The organism is Pantoea rwandensis, from assembly GCF_002095475.1.
GTDB lineage: Bacteria > Pseudomonadota > Gammaproteobacteria > Enterobacterales > Enterobacteriaceae > Pantoea > Pantoea rwandensis.
Map to the genome: position 1 here is coordinate 41,118 of NZ_MLFR01000004.1, position 19,249 is coordinate 60,366.

21 protein-coding genes and 1 pseudogene are annotated in these 19,249 nt (G+C 52.0%); 18 read left to right on the forward strand and 4 right to left on the reverse strand.

All coding sequences use genetic code 11. From position 1 onward, the window contains the following. Positions 1-179 precede the first annotated feature (179 nt). Entirely contained in the window at positions 180-1,622 is a 1,443-nt protein-coding gene (locus HA51_RS06575) for a flagellin N-terminal helical domain-containing protein (RefSeq protein ID WP_084933459.1), read from the reverse strand. A gap of 257 nt (positions 1,623-1,879) precedes the next feature. Here HA51_RS06575 and fliD point away from each other — a divergent pair, with 257 nt between their 5' ends. The 3 genes from fliD to fliT are packed head-to-tail and all read left to right on the forward strand — an operon-like array spanning position 1,880 to position 4,113. Beyond that, complete coding sequence (gene fliD / locus HA51_RS06580) at positions 1,880-3,382, forward strand: flagellar filament capping protein FliD (protein WP_084933462.1); 1,503 nt, start codon at positions 1,880-1,882, stop codon at positions 3,380-3,382. Positions 3,383-3,392: 10 nt separating this feature from the next. Next, positions 3,393-3,794, forward strand: a complete 402-nt coding sequence (gene fliS / locus HA51_RS06585) for a flagellar export chaperone FliS (protein WP_084933464.1) — start codon at positions 3,393-3,395, stop codon at positions 3,792-3,794. Continuing rightward, on the forward strand, positions 3,784-4,113 hold the full coding sequence (gene fliT / locus HA51_RS06590) for a flagellar protein FliT (protein ID WP_084933467.1): 330 nt from the start codon (positions 3,784-3,786) through the stop codon (positions 4,111-4,113). The genes fliS and fliT overlap by 11 nt, the downstream gene beginning before the upstream one ends. Here fliT and HA51_RS06595 read toward each other — a convergent pair. From HA51_RS06595 to flgA, 3 genes are all read right to left on the reverse strand, one after another. Then, positions 4,110-4,553: a flagella synthesis protein FlgN gene (locus tag HA51_RS06595; protein WP_084933470.1), complete on the reverse strand. Its 444-nt coding sequence runs from the start codon at positions 4,551-4,553 to the stop codon at positions 4,110-4,112. The two genes, fliT and HA51_RS06595, sit on opposite strands and share 4 nt — an antisense overlap. Positions 4,554-4,568: 15 nt before the next feature. Beyond that, positions 4,569-4,853: a flagellar biosynthesis anti-sigma factor FlgM gene (gene flgM, locus HA51_RS06600; RefSeq protein ID WP_084933473.1), complete on the reverse strand. Its 285-nt coding sequence runs from the start codon at positions 4,851-4,853 to the stop codon at positions 4,569-4,571. Between the two features lie 64 nt (positions 4,854-4,917). Beyond that, the gene (gene flgA / locus HA51_RS06605) at positions 4,918-5,619 is read right to left on the reverse strand and encodes a flagellar basal body P-ring formation chaperone FlgA (protein WP_084933475.1); all 702 of its coding nucleotides are present in this window, start codon (positions 5,617-5,619) and stop codon (positions 4,918-4,920) included. A gap of 210 nt (positions 5,620-5,829) precedes the next feature. Between flgA and flgB the strand changes: the two genes are divergently transcribed. From flgB to flhC, 15 genes and pseudogenes are all read left to right on the forward strand, one after another. Next, complete coding sequence (gene flgB, locus HA51_RS06610; protein ID WP_084933926.1) at positions 5,830-6,243, forward strand: flagellar basal body rod protein FlgB; 414 nt, start codon at positions 5,830-5,832, stop codon at positions 6,241-6,243. 3 nt (positions 6,244-6,246) lie between these two features. Next, positions 6,247-6,651, forward strand: coding sequence for a flagellar basal body rod protein FlgC (gene flgC / locus HA51_RS06615; RefSeq protein WP_084933480.1), 405 nt, complete (start codon positions 6,247-6,249; stop codon positions 6,649-6,651). A 12-nt stretch (positions 6,652-6,663) separates the two neighbouring features. Further along, positions 6,664-7,335 (forward strand): flagellar hook assembly protein FlgD, encoded by a 672-nt coding sequence (locus HA51_RS06620; protein WP_084933483.1) that lies wholly within the window; start codon positions 6,664-6,666, stop codon positions 7,333-7,335. A gap of 28 nt (positions 7,336-7,363) precedes the next feature. Next, the gene (gene flgE, locus HA51_RS06625; protein WP_084933485.1) at positions 7,364-8,557 is read left to right on the forward strand and encodes a flagellar hook protein FlgE; all 1,194 of its coding nucleotides are present in this window, start codon (positions 7,364-7,366) and stop codon (positions 8,555-8,557) included. Between the two features lie 12 nt (positions 8,558-8,569). After that, positions 8,570-9,307, forward strand: coding sequence for a flagellar basal body rod protein FlgF (locus HA51_RS06630; RefSeq protein ID WP_084933488.1), 738 nt, complete (start codon positions 8,570-8,572; stop codon positions 9,305-9,307). A gap of 20 nt (positions 9,308-9,327) precedes the next feature. Then, positions 9,328-10,110 carry a flagellar basal-body rod protein FlgG gene (gene flgG / locus HA51_RS06635; RefSeq protein WP_084933491.1) on the forward strand — a complete coding sequence of 261 codons (783 nt, stop codon included), beginning with the start codon at positions 9,328-9,330 and terminating at the stop codon, positions 10,108-10,110. A 13-nt stretch (positions 10,111-10,123) separates the two neighbouring features. Next, positions 10,124-10,810 carry a flagellar basal body L-ring protein FlgH gene (locus HA51_RS06640; RefSeq protein WP_425435698.1) on the forward strand — a complete coding sequence of 229 codons (687 nt, stop codon included), beginning with the start codon at positions 10,124-10,126 and terminating at the stop codon, positions 10,808-10,810. A 7-nt stretch (positions 10,811-10,817) separates the two neighbouring features. Then, positions 10,818-11,921: a flagellar basal body P-ring protein FlgI gene (locus HA51_RS06645; protein ID WP_084933496.1), complete on the forward strand. Its 1,104-nt coding sequence runs from the start codon at positions 10,818-10,820 to the stop codon at positions 11,919-11,921. After that, a pseudogene (gene flgJ, locus HA51_RS06650) lies at positions 11,921-12,804 on the forward strand (flagellar assembly peptidoglycan hydrolase FlgJ). The gene HA51_RS06645 and the pseudogene flgJ overlap by 1 nt, the downstream one beginning before the upstream one ends. 75 nt (positions 12,805-12,879) lie before the next feature. Next, positions 12,880-14,514 (forward strand): flagellar hook-associated protein FlgK, encoded by a 1,635-nt coding sequence (flgK, locus tag HA51_RS06655; RefSeq protein ID WP_084933499.1) that lies wholly within the window; start codon positions 12,880-12,882, stop codon positions 14,512-14,514. Between the two features lie 11 nt (positions 14,515-14,525). Then, positions 14,526-15,419, forward strand: a complete 894-nt coding sequence (gene flgL / locus HA51_RS06660) for a flagellar hook-associated protein FlgL (protein WP_084933503.1) — start codon at positions 14,526-14,528, stop codon at positions 15,417-15,419. 47 nt (positions 15,420-15,466) lie between these two features. Then, positions 15,467-17,104: a methyl-accepting chemotaxis protein gene (locus tag HA51_RS06665; protein ID WP_084933506.1), complete on the forward strand. Its 1,638-nt coding sequence runs from the start codon at positions 15,467-15,469 to the stop codon at positions 17,102-17,104. A gap of 154 nt (positions 17,105-17,258) precedes the next feature. Continuing rightward, positions 17,259-17,987: an RNA polymerase sigma factor FliA gene (fliA, locus tag HA51_RS06670; protein WP_084933509.1), complete on the forward strand. Its 729-nt coding sequence runs from the start codon at positions 17,259-17,261 to the stop codon at positions 17,985-17,987. A gap of 288 nt (positions 17,988-18,275) precedes the next feature. Next, positions 18,276-18,617: a flagellar transcriptional regulator FlhD gene (gene flhD, locus HA51_RS06675; protein ID WP_084933511.1), complete on the forward strand. Its 342-nt coding sequence runs from the start codon at positions 18,276-18,278 to the stop codon at positions 18,615-18,617. Between the two features lie 10 nt (positions 18,618-18,627). Beyond that, complete coding sequence (gene flhC, locus HA51_RS06680; RefSeq protein ID WP_084933517.1) at positions 18,628-19,194, forward strand: flagellar transcriptional regulator FlhC; 567 nt, start codon at positions 18,628-18,630, stop codon at positions 19,192-19,194. Positions 19,195-19,249: the final 55 nt, after the last annotated feature.

A 19,249-nucleotide genomic window follows, 5' to 3' on the forward strand; every position in this document is an offset into this window, starting at 1 on the left:
GGATTCTCATTGATTGAGAAAGATATTTTCTATCAACAATTAACAAAGTCTGCATCACGCATTGGCTGCTTCTGATGCGAATAATGGTTAGAACTTTTCATGTAAAGGTGCGGTGATGGCATGGGAAAAAGCCCTCCAGAGGAGGGCAAAAAAGCACATGGAAGATATAACAGTAAAAATTAACGCAGCAGGCTCAGTACATTCTGTGGTACCTGATTTGCCTGAGACAGCACGGAAACCCCCGCTTGTTGCAAGATGTTGGCGCGGCTCATTGCAGAGACTTCGACCGAGAAGTCAGCATCCTGAATACGTGAACGGGCTTCACTGGTGTTGATCACCGTGGTATTCAGGTTGGCAATAATCGAACCGAAACGGTTTTGAATAGCACCCAAATCAGAGCGGAAGCTACTGACATCATTGATGGCGCTGTCCAGGCGAGCGAGCAGGTGGTTCGCGACTTTTTGCACTTCATGGCTGTCACGTGCAGTCGCATCGGCGATGCCCGTTGCCTGGCCTGCTGCATCATCCCAGGTAAAGGACTTCACTTCGCCCTCTTTGTTGACCGCAAAGTAGCTACCGTTGTCGGCCTTGAAGATCTGCATCTCTGAATCGGCCATATCTTTGCCGAAGATGTCATTAGACATCTGGTTCAGCGTGGCTTCATCAATCAGCTTGCTGCCGATTTGTGCGCCAATTCCCTGACTCTTCAGGTTTTTCAGATCGCTTGGACCATTTTTCAGGATATCGAAGTCCAGATCGGTGATTTTTTCCTTCACGCTGACGGTATCTATTTCAGAAGGATCGCCTGGGGTGGCATTCGCCTGGAAGGTGATGTCCAGCTCAACCGCGCTGCCAGGGTTGGCACTGTCCATCGCAAAGAAGCGCATATTGCCTTTGCTGTCTTCCTGCGTCACGACTTCAGTGGTTGCCGTGGTACCGCCAACCAGCGCGGTGATTTTCGCACGCTCAACATCGTTCAGTTCAAAGGGTTCGGCCATACCCGGTACGGCAAACTGCTCATCGACCGCACGCAGATTCCCCGCCGTGGTAAATTTCGAATCCACTGGCAGGCTGTCCAATACCTTCTCGAAGTCCTTGGCAAAGGTTTCCAGGCTGAGCGAGCCCAGATCCATTTTCGGCAGGTTGATATCGATGGTCTGGCCATCTTTGTCACCGATCTGGATCGAGAGTTTTTGCTGCGAGCCATCAAGCATTTTCACGCCGTTGAAATTGGTGGATTCCGCAATACGGCCAATTTCATCCAGACGCGCGGTGATCTCTTTCTTGATCGACTCGCGGTCCTCTTTTGAGTTCGTGCCGTTTTTAGCCTGTACCGTCAGGCGACGGATATGCTGCAGGTTTTCATTCACTTCTTCTAACGCGCCTTCGGTGGTTTGCGCCAGGGAGATACCGTCATTGGCGTTGCGGCTGGCTTGAGTCAGACCCTGTACCGAAGAGGTAAAGCGGTTGGCGATAGACATGCCAGCAGCATCATCTTTGGCACTGTTAATACGCAGGCCGGAAGAGAGGCGCTCAATCGCCGTACCCAGTGAGTTTTGTGATTTGTTCAGATTATTTTGAGCCATCAGACTCAGTGCGTTGGTATTAATGACCTGGGCCATAATCAATATCCTTTTTACCAGTGAATGCTGCATAACAGTGGCAGCTGGAGTATGCGTTTAGGCTACGCATACCTTATTCATCGGGGCGGGTGAGTACCGCTAAAATATTTTTATGGATATTTAGTTAAACGCATAATATAGCCGTGAAGATGAAGGCTATTCATGCTTTCCAGTATGCTGATGTAAATAATTAAGCTTAATGAAAAAGGCTCCGATGTGAATGTTTGATACCTTTATAAGCCGCAAGGAGTACGATAATGACCACACCTGTTACAGGACTTGGTTCTGGATTAGATATTCAGGCGTTAATGGAGCAGATCAAAAATGCAGAGGGTAAAAAACTCAATCCGTATTTGAATAAACAAAACAAGTTTAATGGACAGGTCTCTTCGTGGGGTAAAATTTCCAGTTCATTGTCTACCCTCAAATCAAACCTCGATAAACTCAAAACTGAAGGCTTTAATGGCGTCAGTATCGGTGACAATAAAGCGTTTAAAGCCACTGCAGGTGAAGGGGCCATTCCAGACAGCTATTCCATTATTGTAGAGCGCCTGGCAAAAGCGCATAAAATCGGCTCGCCTGCACAAGACAGCAACAGTGAGCAGTTGGGTGATGGGTCAGATTCCCGCACCTTGACGATCAGCATTGGCAGTGGCAAGTCCCTCGAAGTGGAATTAACGGATGATGAAACTTCACTGGTGCAAATTGCCAAAAAGATTAATGCCAAAAATGGGGATGTCAGTGCCTCGGTTATGCCAGCGGAGGGCGGTAAGTTTCAGCTGGTGGTGACCTCAAAGAAAACCGGCAGCGATGGCGAAATTAAGATGAGCGTCAGCGGTGATAGCCAACTGGCAGATGTGCTGAATTACGATCCTAAAGCCGCCAATATTCCGGGTGAACCCGGTTACGACCCCAATCGTATGAAGCAAGTCTCCGCCGCGCAAAATGCCGTGATGAAAATTGATGGTATTACGGTAGAACGCAGCACCAATACCATCAGCGATGCGATTGAAGGCATTACCTTCGAGCTGCGCGAAGTCTCTGAAAAAGATAAGGACGATCCGACACAATTTAAGCCAGAAACCCTTTCAGTGACGGCGGACACGTCAAAGGTAAAGGGGCTGATCGAGGAGTTCGTTAAAAACTACAACAGCTTCCTCAGTACCTCGGCCAGCGCCAGCGCGTATAAACCACCAGAGAAAGATTCGCTAGAGCAAAACAAACAGAATGGCCCGTTATTCAGCGATGGCACATTACGCCGCCTGAATAGCCAATTGAAATCCGCTGCAGGTGGAAATTTTGGCGATGCCAGTGAGGTTTACACGTCGCTGGCCAGTATCGGTATTACGGTAAAATTCGATGAGGTCAAACCCGGAGAGGAGCGCACTGGCTTGCTGGGTACACTGACCATCGATAATAAAAAACTCGATGCCGCGCTAAAAGAACAGCCAAAAGAAGTCGAGGCGCTGTTCCTCGGGAAAGAGGGGGCGCTGGGCATCAAGGGCGAAATGGGGGAAGTGTTCAAAAACTATCTGGGCGATAGCGATGCCATTCCGAAAAAAGAGGGAGCGATTGCTGAAACGATAAAAGGCCTCAAAGAGCAAGAGAAGCGCGTGGCAAAGCAGATTGAACGCATGGAACAGCGTATCGAGGAGAGTCTAAAGCGCCAGCAAAGTGAGTTTATCCGGCTCGATAAAGCGCTTAACAGCATCAATGCCATGAGTCAGCAATTGCAAGGTGCGCTGGCGGGATTAGGCTAAGGGAGCCACCATGAACCACAAGAGTGCTTATTCAACGGTGTTTCTTGAGAGCCAAATCACCGGCGCTTCGCCGCATCAACTGATCGTGTTGCTGTTTGATGGCGCGATTAACGCCATGCGACGCGCCGAAATCTATTTTCAGACCGGCAATGTGGCACGGCGTGGGGAGATGATCTCCCGCGCCATCAACATCATCGATAACGGTTTGCGTGCCGGGCTGGATCATCAGGTGGGGGGAGAAATTCCGGCGGATTTGGAGCGATTATATGAGTATGTGTCGCGCAATTTGCTGCTGGCTAACTTGAATCAGTCGGCGGCGTCATTACCGCCGCTGATCGCGTTAATGGTGGAGATGGCCGACACCTGGAAAGCGATCGACCCGCAATGTCAGCAGGTGAAACATGTGCAATGAGCTCGTGGTGCAGATTGATCAAATGCTGGAACGTCAGCAGCAGCTGTTATCACTGGCAGAACAGCAAGTTTGGGATGCTTTCAGCGAGGGCATCGAGCACTACCGACAGCAGATGATCCTATTGATAGAGGTGGATATTCACCCGTTAGAGGAAACGTGCCGTCGCGAGGTGACGGCGCGTCTGGCGCATCTCCTGACAGAGAATGCACGGCTGATGCAGCACATTCCTGTGCGTCTGGCCGCGCTGGGCAGTGAGATTACCGCATTGCAAAAGTCTCGCCATTCTGCGCGAGCCTATAACGAGATTTCACTCGGTTAAACACTGATATCGTATTTCCCCCCGCCAGGTTCCTGGCGGGATTCACCGCTGGGGCCGTATAACCGGTGTTGCCCTCCCACCCGTTCAACCACCTTTTGCACCTGCTGGGTTTTACGCAGATGGCCCTGTAGCTGAACATCAACCTCAGCATTCAGCGCCTGCGTGCGGCGAACGCGTTCGGCAATCTGCTGCCAGATGACGAACAACCGCACCTGATGCGGATAAGGTGCGGCAGTGGCTAAGCGCGTTTCCTGCTGTAATCGCTGTTCATCATAATGCTGTAGCGTGGCAAGCAGCCTGCTTTTGCTGTCGGTCAGCACTTGTAACGCCACTGGATTAATCTGGGTGCGGCTGAGCTGATTTACTTCCGCCACCATGATGGCGTCCAGCTCTTCCAGCGCAGTTTTCATTTCTGCCAGTATGGCATGCAGTGTCTCCATCGCGTCAGATACCCGTTACTGCTGTACCGAGACCATGTGCTGCACCATGCTCTGTGCCACGGTATCGGCTGCAAGGGGTAATTCGCCGGCTTCCAGTGCCGCCCGCAGTTCAGCGACGCGAGCGGAATTGACATCGCGGCTGTCGTCGCGCTTCATCTGGGTGATGATGTTGCTTAACGTCACGGAGGTTTTGCTTTCCGAGTCGGGAGAAGAAGTATTGCGCTGCGATTGCTCCGAACGTGAGTGCAGCTCATGGCTGACCACGGCAACGGGAGCGATGGGTGGGGTGCGATTAATCATGATGTCCTCAATGATCACAGGTGATAGTTAACCTTTACATCGGGGAGTGGCGAAAAAACTAAAATTATTGTGCCAGAGGAATCTTCACGTGCCCGTCTGCTGCCACTGTTCCGCTTAGGGTGTGTCCATTGCGCGTTTGCACCCGCACTCTGCCATTGGCTGCGGCATGATCCAGCACCTTACCTTGGCTGCGGATGTGGAAACCCTCGCCAGAGGTGACAATGTCCACTGTCTGACCTGCACGCAGCAGCCATTGCTGACGCAGCAGGCCAGGCAGTAGCGGTTTGCCAGCTTCAAGATCACGCGTCAGGCGTTGCCCCAAAATATCGCTGGCGCGAAACATCACCCCTGCGGGTTGTGCGGCAAGATCGCCCCGTTGTACCACGATATCCGCAGGCTCAATGAGCTGGCCTGCCGACAAGGCGTGACGCGCTACCCACCAGCTGGCTTCGGCATGAATGCGGATGGGTAAGAAATGCTGACGCGCACCACAGCGTGCGATGAGTGTGCGCCGTCCAACTAAACGTACATCTTTTCCGGCCAGGCGCAGCACCGGTTGATCGCACAGTGCGACAACCTGTTGGGGGGTGGCAAGCAGGGTGGCGTAGCGTACGATTTCACCGTCGTGGCTGGGGGGTGTCAGTAAGGCATCCAGCCGCCGCATAAGCTGCTGCTCTGTAGAAATCGCGGAGGCCATGCTGGAGGGTATGGACGCAATATATCCAGCCAGTATGCAGAGGGTCAGCTTTATCCAATCACGTCTCATGGTGATGCCTTATTTCGCTATTCTGCAACAATGATAAATCGACTCAGTATTATTTTAATGTGAAAAATGAAAGCGCTTTTGTCGCTTATTAAATGCTTGTGAGTTTAAGTCGTTAATAGCGATTATTTTCGTGCATTCCTCGCGTTGTGAGATTTATTTTTTCCTGTCTACACTGCTTGCGTTTGATAATGCGATATGGGTTTTTCTGTTATGAATAACAAACTTGATGATGCATTTCATTTCCAACAGCAGGCGCTAAGTTTATTGTCTCGTCGTCAGGATGTGCTGGCCGCCAACATTGCGAACGCCGATACGCCGGGGTATCTGGCGCGCGATATGGATTTCTCTCAGCAGCTAAAAAACGCCACAGCAACTCCTGCTTTCAACCGGCAATCCGTTTCTCTGTCATTGACCGCCGATAAACATATTTCTGGGCAAGGGAAAACGGTAGTCGATGAGGGCTTGTTATATCGCATCCCCGACCAACCCAGTGCGGATGGCAATAGCGTAGACATGGATCGTGAGCGGGTTAATTTTGCTGACAACGCAGTGAAATATCAATCGGGCCTCACTTTCCTGGGTGCGGATATTAAAAAAATGATGACGGTGCTGAGTCAGGGATAAAACATGGCGCTATTTAGCATATTTGATATCGCCGGTTCGGCGATGGCTGCGCAATCGCAGCGTTTGAACGTCAGTGCCAGCAATATGGCGAATGCCGACAGCATCGCCGGTCCTGATGGACAGCCTTATCGCGCGCGCCAGGTCATGTTTACCCTGGATGCGGCCGCGGGCAGTGAAGTCGGTGGGGTAAAGGTCAGTGAAGTGGTCGAGAGCAGTGCGCCTGCGCGTCTGGTGTATGAACCGGGCCATCCGCTCGCTGATGAGCAGGGCTATGTGCGCATGCCGAACGTCAATGTGGTGCACGAGATGGTCAACACGCTCTCGGCCTCACGCAGCTATCAGGCCAACGTGGAAGTGATGAACTCTGCGAAGTCTCTGATGTTGAAAACCCTCACCCTCGGTCAGTAAGGATAGTTGACCATGATTCCTAACGTGAATAACGACAGCGGCAATAAGGACGAGGGGCAAGGTAATAGCGCCTCGGACCTCAGTGCCAGCTTTTTGAACCTGCTGGTGGCACAGATGCAGAACCAGGATCCCACCAATCCAATGGATAACAACCAACTTACGGCACAGCTGGCGCAGTTTTCCACGGCAGCAGGGGTAGAAAAGTTGAATAGCGCGATGGGCAATATGCAGGCGCTGATGGCACAGCTCGGTGGGATGGGCACGGCGGCATGGGTGGGGCGCAGCATCCTGATTGAGGGCGATCCTCAGGTCTCGTTTAGCGACGGTGAAGAGGAGAGCGATACCTTCAGCTTCTTACTGGGCGAAGACGCGGAAACGGTGACGGTCACGCTGACGGATGCCGAAGGCAATGCCTACACCGCCCAATTAAAAGGGGTGAAGTCGGGGGTGAAGACTTTCAGCCTCGATGATTTACAGAATTTCCAGCCAGAACCCGGACCGCCACAGGACAGGGAATACACCCTGACTTTTGACGCCAAAAATCCTGAGGGTGATCCCCCCAAAATTTCCGGGCTGATGCAGGAACAGGTGCAGGGCGTCACCATCACGCCTGATGGCGCGGTCTTGCATCTGCTCAACCATGAACCTATCCGCATCGGTGATGTGGTGGTGATTCAGAAATAGTCCTTCATTTACTCTCTGGGATTTCAATATGAGCTTTTCACAAGGTCTTAGCGGTCTCAACGCCGCCTCTAAAGCCCTCGATGTTGTGGGCAATAACATCGCCAACTCGCAGACCAGTGGTTTCAAAGGCGGTTCGATCGCGTTCTCTGACATGTTCTCTGGCTCAACCGGACTGGGCGTGCAGGTGGCAGGCGTGAAGCAGAACTTCGCCAATGGCGGCGTCAATTTTACCGGTCGTAATCTCGATATAGCCCTGCAGGACAGAGGTTTCTTCCGTATGGAAAGCGAAGTCGGCGGGGTATTTTATGGACGTAATGGCCAGTTCGATCTGGATGTGAATGGCAATATTATTAATCAGACCAACGGCCTGTTTCTGACCGGCTATCAGGCCACGGGGACACCACCCACTATTGAACCCGGTGCGCCAGTGGGCAAGATTCGCATTCCCACCGATGATATGCCGCCTGAAGCGTCTGCGAAAGGATCGCTGAGTGGCAACCTGAAGGCCGATGACAAAAATATCATCACCAATCCGTTCAATCACGACGATCCCGCAACCTACAACTACAGCAGCCAGATTGAAGCAACCGACAGCCTCGGAAATAAGCACACCATCAAACTCTATTTCGTGCAGACCGCTGAAGGCGAGTGGAAAGCCTATGCGCGCGATGAAACCGCACCCGATCCCGCAGGTTACAGCGAGCTGGAACTCAAGTTCGACTCCAGCGGCAATATCGACATGCCGAACGCCAACATTAACGTTAAAGGGTTGTCGCTAAATGGTTCTGAACCGCTGGATCTGTCTGGTATCACCAAGTACAGCGGTGACAGCAGCATCAAGTTGAAAGAGATCGACGGGCAGGCGCCAGGAAAATATCAGAATTTTGTTATTGGCGATAACGGCGAGGTGGTGGCGACTTACAGCAATGGCAAACGCCAGATCGTGGCGCAGATTGTTTTGGCTGATTTCCCTAACAGCGGCGGTCTCTCTCCGCAAGGCAGTAACTTGTGGGCTGAATCCCCCGGCTCGGGCCAGCCGTTCCTCGGCCTCTCTGGCTCCGGCAGTTTTGGCTCCTTAAAGGGCAGTTCTCTGGAAGGCTCTAACGTCGATATGGGGCAGGAGATGGTCAACATGATCATCTACCAGCGCAATTACCAGTCGAACTCGCAGACCATCAAGACCCAGTCTGAGCTGCTGCAAACGCTGACTAACCTGCGCTGAGGATAATTGTCGATGGACCGTGCCATTTATACCGCTATGACGGCGGCAGAGGCGTCAATGCATCGCCAGGCGGTGACTGCCAACAATCTGGCTAACAGTTCCACCGCGGGGTTTCGTGCCCAGCTAGCCGCCTTCCGTGCCGTGCCTGTCAACGGTGACAGCATGGCCACCCGTGCGCTGGTGGCAGCCTCTACCCCACAGCATGACAACAGCATAGGGCCGATTAGCCATACCGGACGCAGTCTGGATGTGGCACTGCCACAAAACGGCTGGCTGACTTTGGGCTTAGCCGATGGCAGTGAAGGTTATACGCGTAACGGTGCCATTGAGGTCGACAGCGAAGGGGGCTTGCACATCCACGGCCGACCACTGATGGGGGATGGCGCACCGCTCTCCATCCCGCCTCAGGCCGAGGTGACGATAGCCGCGGATGGCACCGTGTCGGCATTGGGTGCAGGCGATGATGCCACCGCCGTGGTACCGGTTGGTCGCATCAAGCTGGTGAGTGCCGCGATGGGTGATTTGGTGCATGGCGATGACGGATTATTCCGCGCCGTTGGCGGCAATGCGTTGGCGCAGGACGATGCGCTGCGCCTGAGTCCGCAGGCACTGGAAGGCAGCAATGTCAGCCCGGTGCAAACCATGGCCGAGATGATCGCCAACTCACGCGGGTTCGATATGAACATGAAAGTGATCCGCAGCGCGGATGAAAACGCGCAGAAAGCCAATCAGTTACTCAATGTGGGCTAACGGCCTGCCAGGGAGAGAGGATGATCCGATCGTTATGGATTGCAAAAACCGGTCTGGAAGCACAGCAGACCAATATGGACGTCATTTCCAACAACCTTGCCAACGTCAATACCAACGGCTTTAAGCGTCAGCGTGCGGTCTTTCAGGATCTGCTGTACCAAACGTTGCGCCAGCCAGGGGCACAGGCTTCCGAACAGAACACCTTACCGAGTGGCTTGCAGTTAGGCACCGGTGTACGCCCGGTCTCCACGCAACGCATCCACACGCAGGGCGGCTATAACGAAACCGGCAATGAAACGGACGTCGCGATTGAGGGGAAAGGTTTTTTCCAGCTGCAGATGCCAGACGGCAGCACGGCTTACACCCGCGATGGTCATTTCGATAAGAATGAAAACGGTCAGTTGGTTAATGCAGAAGGCCATCCGGTACAGCCCGGTATTGTGATCCCACCGGATGCCAAAACGCTGTCGATTAGCGCTGACGGCATTGTCAGCGTCACGCAAGCAGGGCAAGCCCAACCGCAGCAAATTGGTCAACTCACGTTGGCAACCTTTGTTAACGAAGCGGGGCTGGAAAGTGTTGGCGGCAACCTGTATCGCGAAACCCAGTCCTCAGGCGCACCTAATGAGCTTAATCCGGGCATGGAAGATGCGGGTTCGCTGAAGCAGAAGTATGTGGAGACCTCTAACGTCAACGTGGCGGAGGAACTGGTGACCATGATCCAGGTGCAGCGTGCTTACGAGATCAACAGTAAAGCGGTCTCAGCATCGGACCAGATGCTGCAACGCCTCACCCAGCTGTAAGGTGACAATGAACATGCCAGGGATACGCATGATGGTGGTGAGCATGGCGCTGCTAGTCAGCGGTTGTGCGCACATCTTACAGCAGCCGCTGGTGGCCGGACCGACCTCCGCCACACCGCTGCCGATGGCGGCGTTAGCCAGCGGCGGCTCGCTGTTTATCGCCGGACAGGGGATGAACTATGGCTATCAGCCGATGTTTGAGGATCGTCGCCCGCGCAATGTTGGCGACACCTTAACCATTCTGCTGCAAGAGAATGTCAGCGCCAGCAAAAGTGCCTCCGCCAGCGCCAACCGCAATGGCTCTGCGGGTATGGAGCTGTTATCCGTGCCCGACAAACTGAACCGCTGGTTGGGTGACGGCAAATGGGATCTGGAGGCCAATGGCAAAAATGACTTCGCCGGAAAAGGCGGAGCCGCAGCGCGTAACACCTTCACCGGCACCATTACCGTCACCGTGAATCAGCTGTTGCCGAATGGCAATCTCAGCGTGGTGGGTGAGAAGCAGATCGCTATTAACCAAGGTACTGAATTCATTCGATTCTCTGGTGTGGTGAATCCACGCACCATCAGCGCTAGCAACACGGTGCCCTCCACGCAGGTGGCAGATGCCCGCATTGAGTACGTCGGTGATGGCTATATCAATGAAGCCCAAACCATGGGGTGGTTGCAGCGTCTGTTCCTGAACCTTTCACCTTTCTGAGAACATCATGAACAAAGCCTTTGTTGTTTTTATGGTCAGTATGGCGCTGTTTAGCCTGCAGGCGCAGGCAGAGCGCATCCGCGATCTGGTCACAGTGCAAGGCGTACGTTCGAACGCGCTGATGGGCTACGGCTTGGTCGTGGGTTTAGATGGCACCGGCGATCAGACGATGCAGGCGCCGTTTACCGGCCAGAGCCTGAGCAACATGCTGTCTCAGCTTGGTGTCACCGTCCCGCCAGGCACCAACATGCAGTTAAAGAATATCGCTGCCGTGATGGTGACGGCGGAACTTCCGCCCTTTGCCCGCTCCGGCGATAAGCTGGATATTTTGGTCTCCTCCCTCGGTAATGCGAAGAGCCTGCGTGGTGGCACGTTGCTGATGACGCCGCTGAAAGCCGCCGACAACCAGATCTATGCCATGGCGCAGGGCAATGTGCTGATCTCAGGGGCGGGTGCGCAGTCTGGTGGTAGCCGTGTGCAGGTCAACCAGCTTAATGGCGGGCGGATCAATGCCGGGGCTACGGTTGAACGCGAAGTGCCGAATGATTTTGCCAGTCAGAGCGTGGTGCGGTTGCAGTTGGTGCGATCAGATTTCTCTCTGGCGCAGCAGATCAGTGACGCGATCAACCAGCGCTTCAGCGGTGGGGCTGCCTTAGCGGAAGATGCACGCACCGTGCGCCTGTTTGCCCCGGCAGATGGACCGTCACGCGTGCGCTTTCTCGCTAACATTCAGGACATCCCCCTGCGCGTTGCCGTGCAGGACGCTAAGGTGATCGTCAACTCGCGCACCGGCTCGGTGGTGATGAATCGCCATGTGTCGCTTGAGAGCTGCGCGGTGGCGCATGGATCGCTGTCGGTGGAAGTGGTGCAAAACGCGGTAGTCAACCAGCCCACCACGCCGTTTGCGGGGGGTGAAACCGTGGTCACGCCACAAACCGATATCTCGGTACGCGACAGTGGCGGCTCGCTACAGCATGTGCGCAGCAGCACCGACCTCAACAATGTGGTGCGGGCGCTGAACACGCTAGGCGCCACGCCGAATGAGTTGATGTCGATTCTGCAAGCGATGAAGAATGCCGGCTGTCTGCGCGCCCGGTTGGAGATTGACTGATGACGATTCAAAATCAGCCCGCCTTTGATCTGCGTTCACTGGATGCCCTCAAGCGTGAAGCGAAACGTGCCTCGCCTGAAGCGCTGCGCGCCGCAGCGCAGCAAATGGAGGGCATTTTTGTGCAGATGATGATGAAAAGTATGCGTGATGCCACCTTTAAGGATGAACTCATGCACAGTGCCTCTTCTGAAATGTTTACGGCGATGCACGATCAGCAAGTGGCGCAAGAGGTCGCCCGCAGCGGTCAGTTAGGGTTTGCCGAACTGATTGTGCAGCAAGCAGGGGGCTGGATTGGGGGGCAAGGGGGAGCGTATCGCCACGGCACAGTGCCAGTGGCCCTTTTCGTTTACCTGCGCCCTTCGCCTCGCCGCTCGCGACTGAGAGCAACCATCCTTTTATCGCGCGCCTGTTGCCGTCCGCGCAAAAGATCGCGCAGCAAACCGGTTTACATCCCCATTTGATTGTCGCGCAAGCCGCGCTGGAGTCCGGCTGGGGAGTGCGCGAAATCCCCGCTGCGGATGGCTCACCCAGCCATAACCTGTTTGGCATTAAAGCCACTGCAGGGTGGCGAGGTAAAACCAGTGAAATTACCACCAGCGAATACATCAATGGCGTCAAACAGCAGGTGAAAGCGGTGTTTCGCGTCTATGACTCTTACGAACAGGGGCTAAAGGATTACGCTGCGCTGTTGCTCAACAATCCACGCTACCGATCGGTGGTGGGTGCAAGCTCAGCAGAACAGGGTGCGAGCGCCTTACAAGCGGGAGGCTATGCCACCGATCCCGCTTATGCCGACAAGCTCATCTCTCTGATCAGAAAAGTCAAAGCCACGCTACAACAGCGCTCTTCCGCCTATCAAAGCGATCTCACGAAAATATTTTAATCAGGGTGTTTTAGAGAATTTTCTAATCACCGATGAAAGTTATAACGCAAACAATGACACCAGCGGTGAGAAGAGATGAAAAACCTGTTTAATTTAGCCAGAAGTGGCCTAAGTACCGGGCAAGCGGCCCTGAGCGTGGTGGGCAGCAATCTCACCAACGGTATGTCCGACAACTACAGCCGCCGCAATATTTTAATCGGCGAATCGGGAGGACTTAACACCTCCCTGGGATTCTTCGGTTATGGTGCCCGGGTCAATGGGGTGGATCGCGCTTATGATGCTTTCGCCAATTCGCAACTGCGAGGCTCTATCAGCCAGTGGGCCGGGCTGAAAGGCCGCCATGAGCAGTTGTCGGAAATTGACAATATGCTGGGCGATGAATCGGATAACGTGTCGATTTCACTCAACAACCTGTTTAAAGCGATGGCCACCCTGAGCGGAGATGCTTCTGATGGCCCAGCTCGTTCTTCTCTGTTTAGCGCCCTCGGCGTGTTAACACAGCGCTTCAACGACAGCGGCAAAAAACTGGATGGACTGGAGAAGAGTACCAACACGCAAATCGAACAGAGCGTGAAGGACATCAACAACACCACCGAACAGTTAGCCAACATCAATAAGCAGTTGGAACGTGTCCATGCGCAGGGCGGGACCCCGCCAGCCGATTTGCTGGACCAACGTGACGGACTGCTGGAAAAACTCAGTGAGCAGGTCGGTATCGAGGTCACTGAAGACAGAGCCTCTGGTCGCGTGGATGTCATGCTGGCTGATGGTCGTCCGCTGGTCGCCGGTGACAGTGCCTATAAATTAACGGCCTCTCCCTCCGCTAGCGATCCCGGCAAAATGGTGGTTTCTTATATGGGCAGCGATGGCAAGCCCTCTTTAATCAGCGAAACCAGCATCACTAAAGGGCGATTGGCCGGATTATTTAAATTCCGCAATGAAGACCTGGCCGTGGCGCGCAACGAGCTGAACCAGATCGCCTTTATGATGGCAAACCGTTTAAATGAGCAGCATCACGCCGGTTTCGATGCTGACGGCAATCCCGGTCAGGATCTGTTTTCATTACCCGACATCAAAGCACTCGCCAACAGCAAAAATACCGGTAGTGGCCGGTTGGATTCGATACGGGTGACGGATTATCAAGCGGTTAATGCGGAGGATTACAGGGTCAGTTTTGATGGTGCGAACTGGAATGTGACGGGCGCGGATGGCCGCACGGTGCCCGCTACGGTGACGGGCGGCGTGCTGGCTTTTGACGGTATTGAGATTGATTTGCCCAGCGGCGTCAATGCCGGTGACAGCTTTAATCTCAACCCGATGGCGGGAGCCGCAACGGGGATTGGCCGTGCGCTCGACAGCGCCAGCAAATTTGCCGCATCGGACGATCCTGCTGGCGGCAGTTCGAATAATAAAAACCTGGAACTGATGCTGAAAATTCAGGATGAAAAACTGATCGGTAAAAATACTTTGAACGACGCCTATACCCAACTGGTCGGCACCATCGGTTCGAATGCCCGCGCGGTGAATACCGGTCTTGAATCCGCAAAAATTGATCTCGATGACAAATTTAATACTCAGCAGTCGTTAAGTGGCGTGGATATGAATGAAGAGATGGTCAATATGCAGATGTTTATGCAGTACTACCAAGCCAATAGCCAGATTTTAAAAACAGCCACCACATTATTTGACACGCTGCTGGCGATTAAATAAAGGAGTCAGATATGCGCTTAAGCACAATGTATATGTTTAAACAAAATGCAGAAAGTATGTCTAAGCGGGTCAGCGATAATAATGAAATTTATTTGCGACTCTCGGCGGGTAAATCATTGCTACGCGCATCGGATGATCCGCAAGGCGCCACAGATGCGGTCAAGCATCAGGACGCGCTGGCAAAACTTGAACTCTATCGCAGCGTACGGACCAGCGCGCGTAGTGCCATGGAACATGAAGAGGGTATTCTCACTGGCGTGGGTACGGTGCAAACCAACCTGAAAGAGAAAGTGATTGCGGCACAAAGTGGGACCTATAACGATGACGACCGCAAGGCGCTCGCCAAGGAAATGTCTGGCCTGCGCGCCTCCCTTTTTAATCTCGCCAACACGCGTGACAGCCAAGGGCGTTATATTTTCTCCGGTTATCATAGCGATACAGCGCCCTTTGATGCTGCAGGTCACTACCTGGGCGGGAATGAAGCGCGGCAGCAAACCGTGGCGGATGGCACCACGATGCAGGTCAGCCGGTTAGGGGATGCGGTATTTGGCGATATCTTTGCGCACCTGGATAAAGCGGTAGCAGAGTTAGAACGCGATCCCATCGACAAAGACGAGCTGGAAAAGGCGTTAAGTGCTGCCAGCCTGGCGCTGGATAGCGGTATTGATCGGCTGGGCAAGGCCCAGGCTGAGCTGGGGACCCATTTGCAGCAGTTGGACAGTCTGGATCTCAACGGCGATAGCCTGATCATCGACACCATCGCGAAAGTGCAGAATGCGATTGGTGCCGACTACGGCACCATGACGTCTCTGATTATGGATTCGAAAATGTCGGAATATGCTCTGAGTGCATCAATGATGGTTTTCCAGTCGATGCAAAAAATGAACCTGTTTAATAAATTCTAAAATACCCCCTTTGTGAATAATTATCGTGTAGCGCGAGAGTGAACCCTATGTTGAATAAATTAAAAATATACACAGCAATCAGCATGATTATCGTTTTATTTGCGGTAGTGCTGTTTTCCACTATTTCATTTTCGGTTTTTAATTCTTGGGCGAATAACGAGAATTTTAAAAAGACCCAAATATCCTCTTACAGTAATAACCAGATGCGCGATGCTGCCTACAATATCAGCGCAGCGCTGGCGAACACCAATGGCATTATGCTACTGCTGGCCCAAGGTGAAACCGCCTCAACGGATCTTCTGCAAACCACAGGCAGAATTCTGCAAGGTGCCGGTGAGGATATGGAGCAGTTCATGAGCTCCCCATTTAATAGCCAGGAAGAGACGAAAGCGGCAGAAGAGGTGAATGCAGCTTTTAAAGCGGTTTACGATGTGGTTCAGATGAAAATGGACCATCTACAACGCAATGAAAGCTATCGCGGTTCGTTAGAAGGTGAACTGAAGCTGCGGACAACACTGAATCAGCGTATCGAAGCGTATAACCAAATAAACTTTTCACAAAATCAGGGCTATATCAGCGATGCGGCCGCCAATTACCGCTACATGATCGCCATTGGCATCATCGTGACGGTGCTGGCGGTTGTGCTGCTGATTACGGTGCGTATCTGGTTGCGCCATACGCTGGTGCGTCGGATGGAAAGTACGGTGGAGGTGCTGAAACGCGTTTCGGCGGGCGATCTCAGTCGTCGTGTGGAGATTGGCAGCGCGAACGAAATTGGCACCATGCTGGGCGAACTGGAGCAGATGCGGGTATCACTGACAGGTACGATTCTCAGCATCCGCGAAAGCGTGCTGCATATTCACACCAATGCGCAGGAAATTGCGCAGGGTAACAGTGATTTGTCAGCACGTACGGAAGAGCAGGCCGCTTCCTTGCAACAGACCGCCGCCAGTATGGAGGAGATCAAAACCACGGTGCGACAAAATGCTGACAATGCTCATACCGCGCGTCAGTTGGCAGAAAGCGCCAGTGATAATGCCCAGCAAGGCGGCAATGTGATGCTGAGTCTGGAACAGATTATGGCGCAGATTATCGTCAGTTCGCGTCAGATTGCCGATATCAATGGCGTGATCGACAGTATCGCCAACCAAACCAATATCCTGGCGCTGAATGCTGCTGTAGAAGCGGCGCGTGCTGGCGAACAGGGGCGCGGTTTTGCGGTAGTGGCAGAAGAAGTGCGTAACCTCGCGAAACGCAGTGCCGATGCGGCAAAAGAGATTAATCAACTCATTCAGACCTGCGTCAGTAATATGGATACCGGCTCACGTCAGGTCAATCAGGCCAGTGTGGTGATGCAGGATATTGTGAGCTCAGTGGCGCAGGTCAGACAGATTATGGGGGAGATCACTTCCGCATCGGATGAGCAAAGTACCGGTATTAACCAGATTTCTCAGGCAGTGAATGAGATGGATTTGGTGACGCAACAAAATGCGGCCATGGTTGAAGAAGCGGCGATGGCCGCGGGGGGCTTAGAGGCCCAATCTGATGCCCTGGAAAAACTGGTGGCACAATTTGTATTGAGCAGTGAAGGCACGGCCCAACACACCCGCTCGGACGCAAAAACCGCCAGTAAACGACAGGAATCCTTACCGAAAAAAGAGAATGTGCAGTGGGAGACATTTTAAATAAGATGCAGTTCTTTATGCACGCTCTCTTTATATTTTTTGTTTTTATTTATGCAATGAATTAAATAGCTTGTTTTTGTTCCGTCTTATTGCGCTATGCAATTGTTGACTTTCATTTGATACTTTATGTAAATAATGTCGGATGGGTAACAATATGGATGGGCTCTATACGGATGTCGGACTAGATAATAAAGAGGTACTGTGGTTTAAATATAAAAATTTAGTCAGGCAGGAAGTGTTACGACTACAAAAACGTTTGCCTGCCAGTGTCGAATTTGATGATTTAATCCAAGCGGGTGCAATAGGGTTTATTGCGGCAGTAGACAGTTTCGATGCCAATAAAGGTGTGACCATCAGCGCATGGATTACCCAGCGTGTAAGATGGGCATTAATGGATGAACTCCGCGAGCGTGATTGGGTACCCAGACGTGTCAGGACCCACTCACGCGAAATCGCGGCCATTATTAATCGAATTGAACAAGAAAAAGGAAGTAGCGCGAGTGAAATAGATATCGCGGAACGCATGGGGGTATCCCTTCAGACGTTTCAGCAGATGCTGGCTGATAGCAACAACAGTCAAATTTACTCGATTGATGAGTTGCAAGAAAGTTATGACGATCTCTGGGAGCACCCTGATGATGAGCATGAGTTACTGAATCCGGTACACCAGTCAATACAAAAGGATTTAGTTGCACGTATTTCCGAGCATATTGGATTTATCCCAGAACGTGAGCAGAGAATACTTCAGTTCTATTATCAGTACGATCTGAATATGCGGGAGATATCTTTGATTATGAATATCACTGAAACTCGAGTGAGCCAGATTCACAGTCTGGCAATAAAGAGATTGCGTAGCCGTATGGATTGTGATTGCCCAGTTTGAATTATCCTCTTGCTTTCGGGTGCTGCAGTGGATTGATGAGTATTAATAACATTTAATAATATTATTATTGATATTTATCATGTTGTTATGTTGTAAGGGTTTTCGGGCGTATTGTTGTGAAAATTCTGATTGATATCATTTTTCTATTGCTGGATGCGGCTCGATCGCGCATTTATACCGCTCTCAATTCAATATGAGTAGCGTTGGCGATTATCAGCATCAACCGAGGAATCACTATTTCTCTTTTAATGAACCCTGTTAAGAATGATAAAGGTTAAGGTGTTATCAATGTCTAACTTTGATGAGTATCTACAACATATCCATGATATGAATTTATCTTACCTTCTACTGGCACAACAGTTAATTAGACAAGACAAGTATGCCGCGGGTTTTCGTTTGGGATTATCGGAAGCCACTACCGATAATATTAAGGCACTGACGTTACCACAGTTGATGAAACTTTCTTCCACTAACCAGTTTATCTGCCGATTACGCATTGATGATGAAGTCCTGATTGATAATCTGACAAAGGACTCTCGCATTGAGGCGCTGCAAAAAATTCACACCGGTATTATTTTATCCACCGACTTGCTTAATTCACTCAATAAAGAACCTGCAACAGCAGGTTGAGGAGGGCTAAATGTGTGAGAAAAATTTGTTGCAGGAAGTGCATGAAGTTCATGTGGCAATGGAATTGATCTCTTTGGGCGCACGCATGCAGATTCTGGAATCTGAAACCTCATTGAGTCGGCGTCGATTATTACGCTTATATAAGGAGTTGCGCGGCTGCCCACCGCCTAAAGGGATGCTGCCCTTTTCTGAGGATTGGTTTATGTCGTGGGAGCAAAATATTCACTCTTCCATGTTTTATAACATCTACCTCTATTTAGTGAAGACGGAAAAAGGGCCTTCAATCAATGTACTCATGAAAACCTATCGTCTCTATCTTGAACAGTGCTATGCACAAAGCCATGAAAAGCCGGTGCTGGACCTGACGCGCGCATGGACATTATTGCGCTTCATTGACTGTGGAATTGTTTCACGCAAAGCATGCCGTATTTGCCAGGGGGGATTTGTCGTCATCACCGAAAATATTAAGAATCCCTTTACCTGCAGTTTGTGCAGCCCACCCTCACGCGCGTTAAAGAAATCACAGGTGAGTACACAACAGAGCTTAACCGCCGCCTTTATGCCTATACCCGCCTGAGGTGGCGAGGCTTTCCCGGTGACAAGAAAGTCATATGCCCGCGTCGATAGTTACG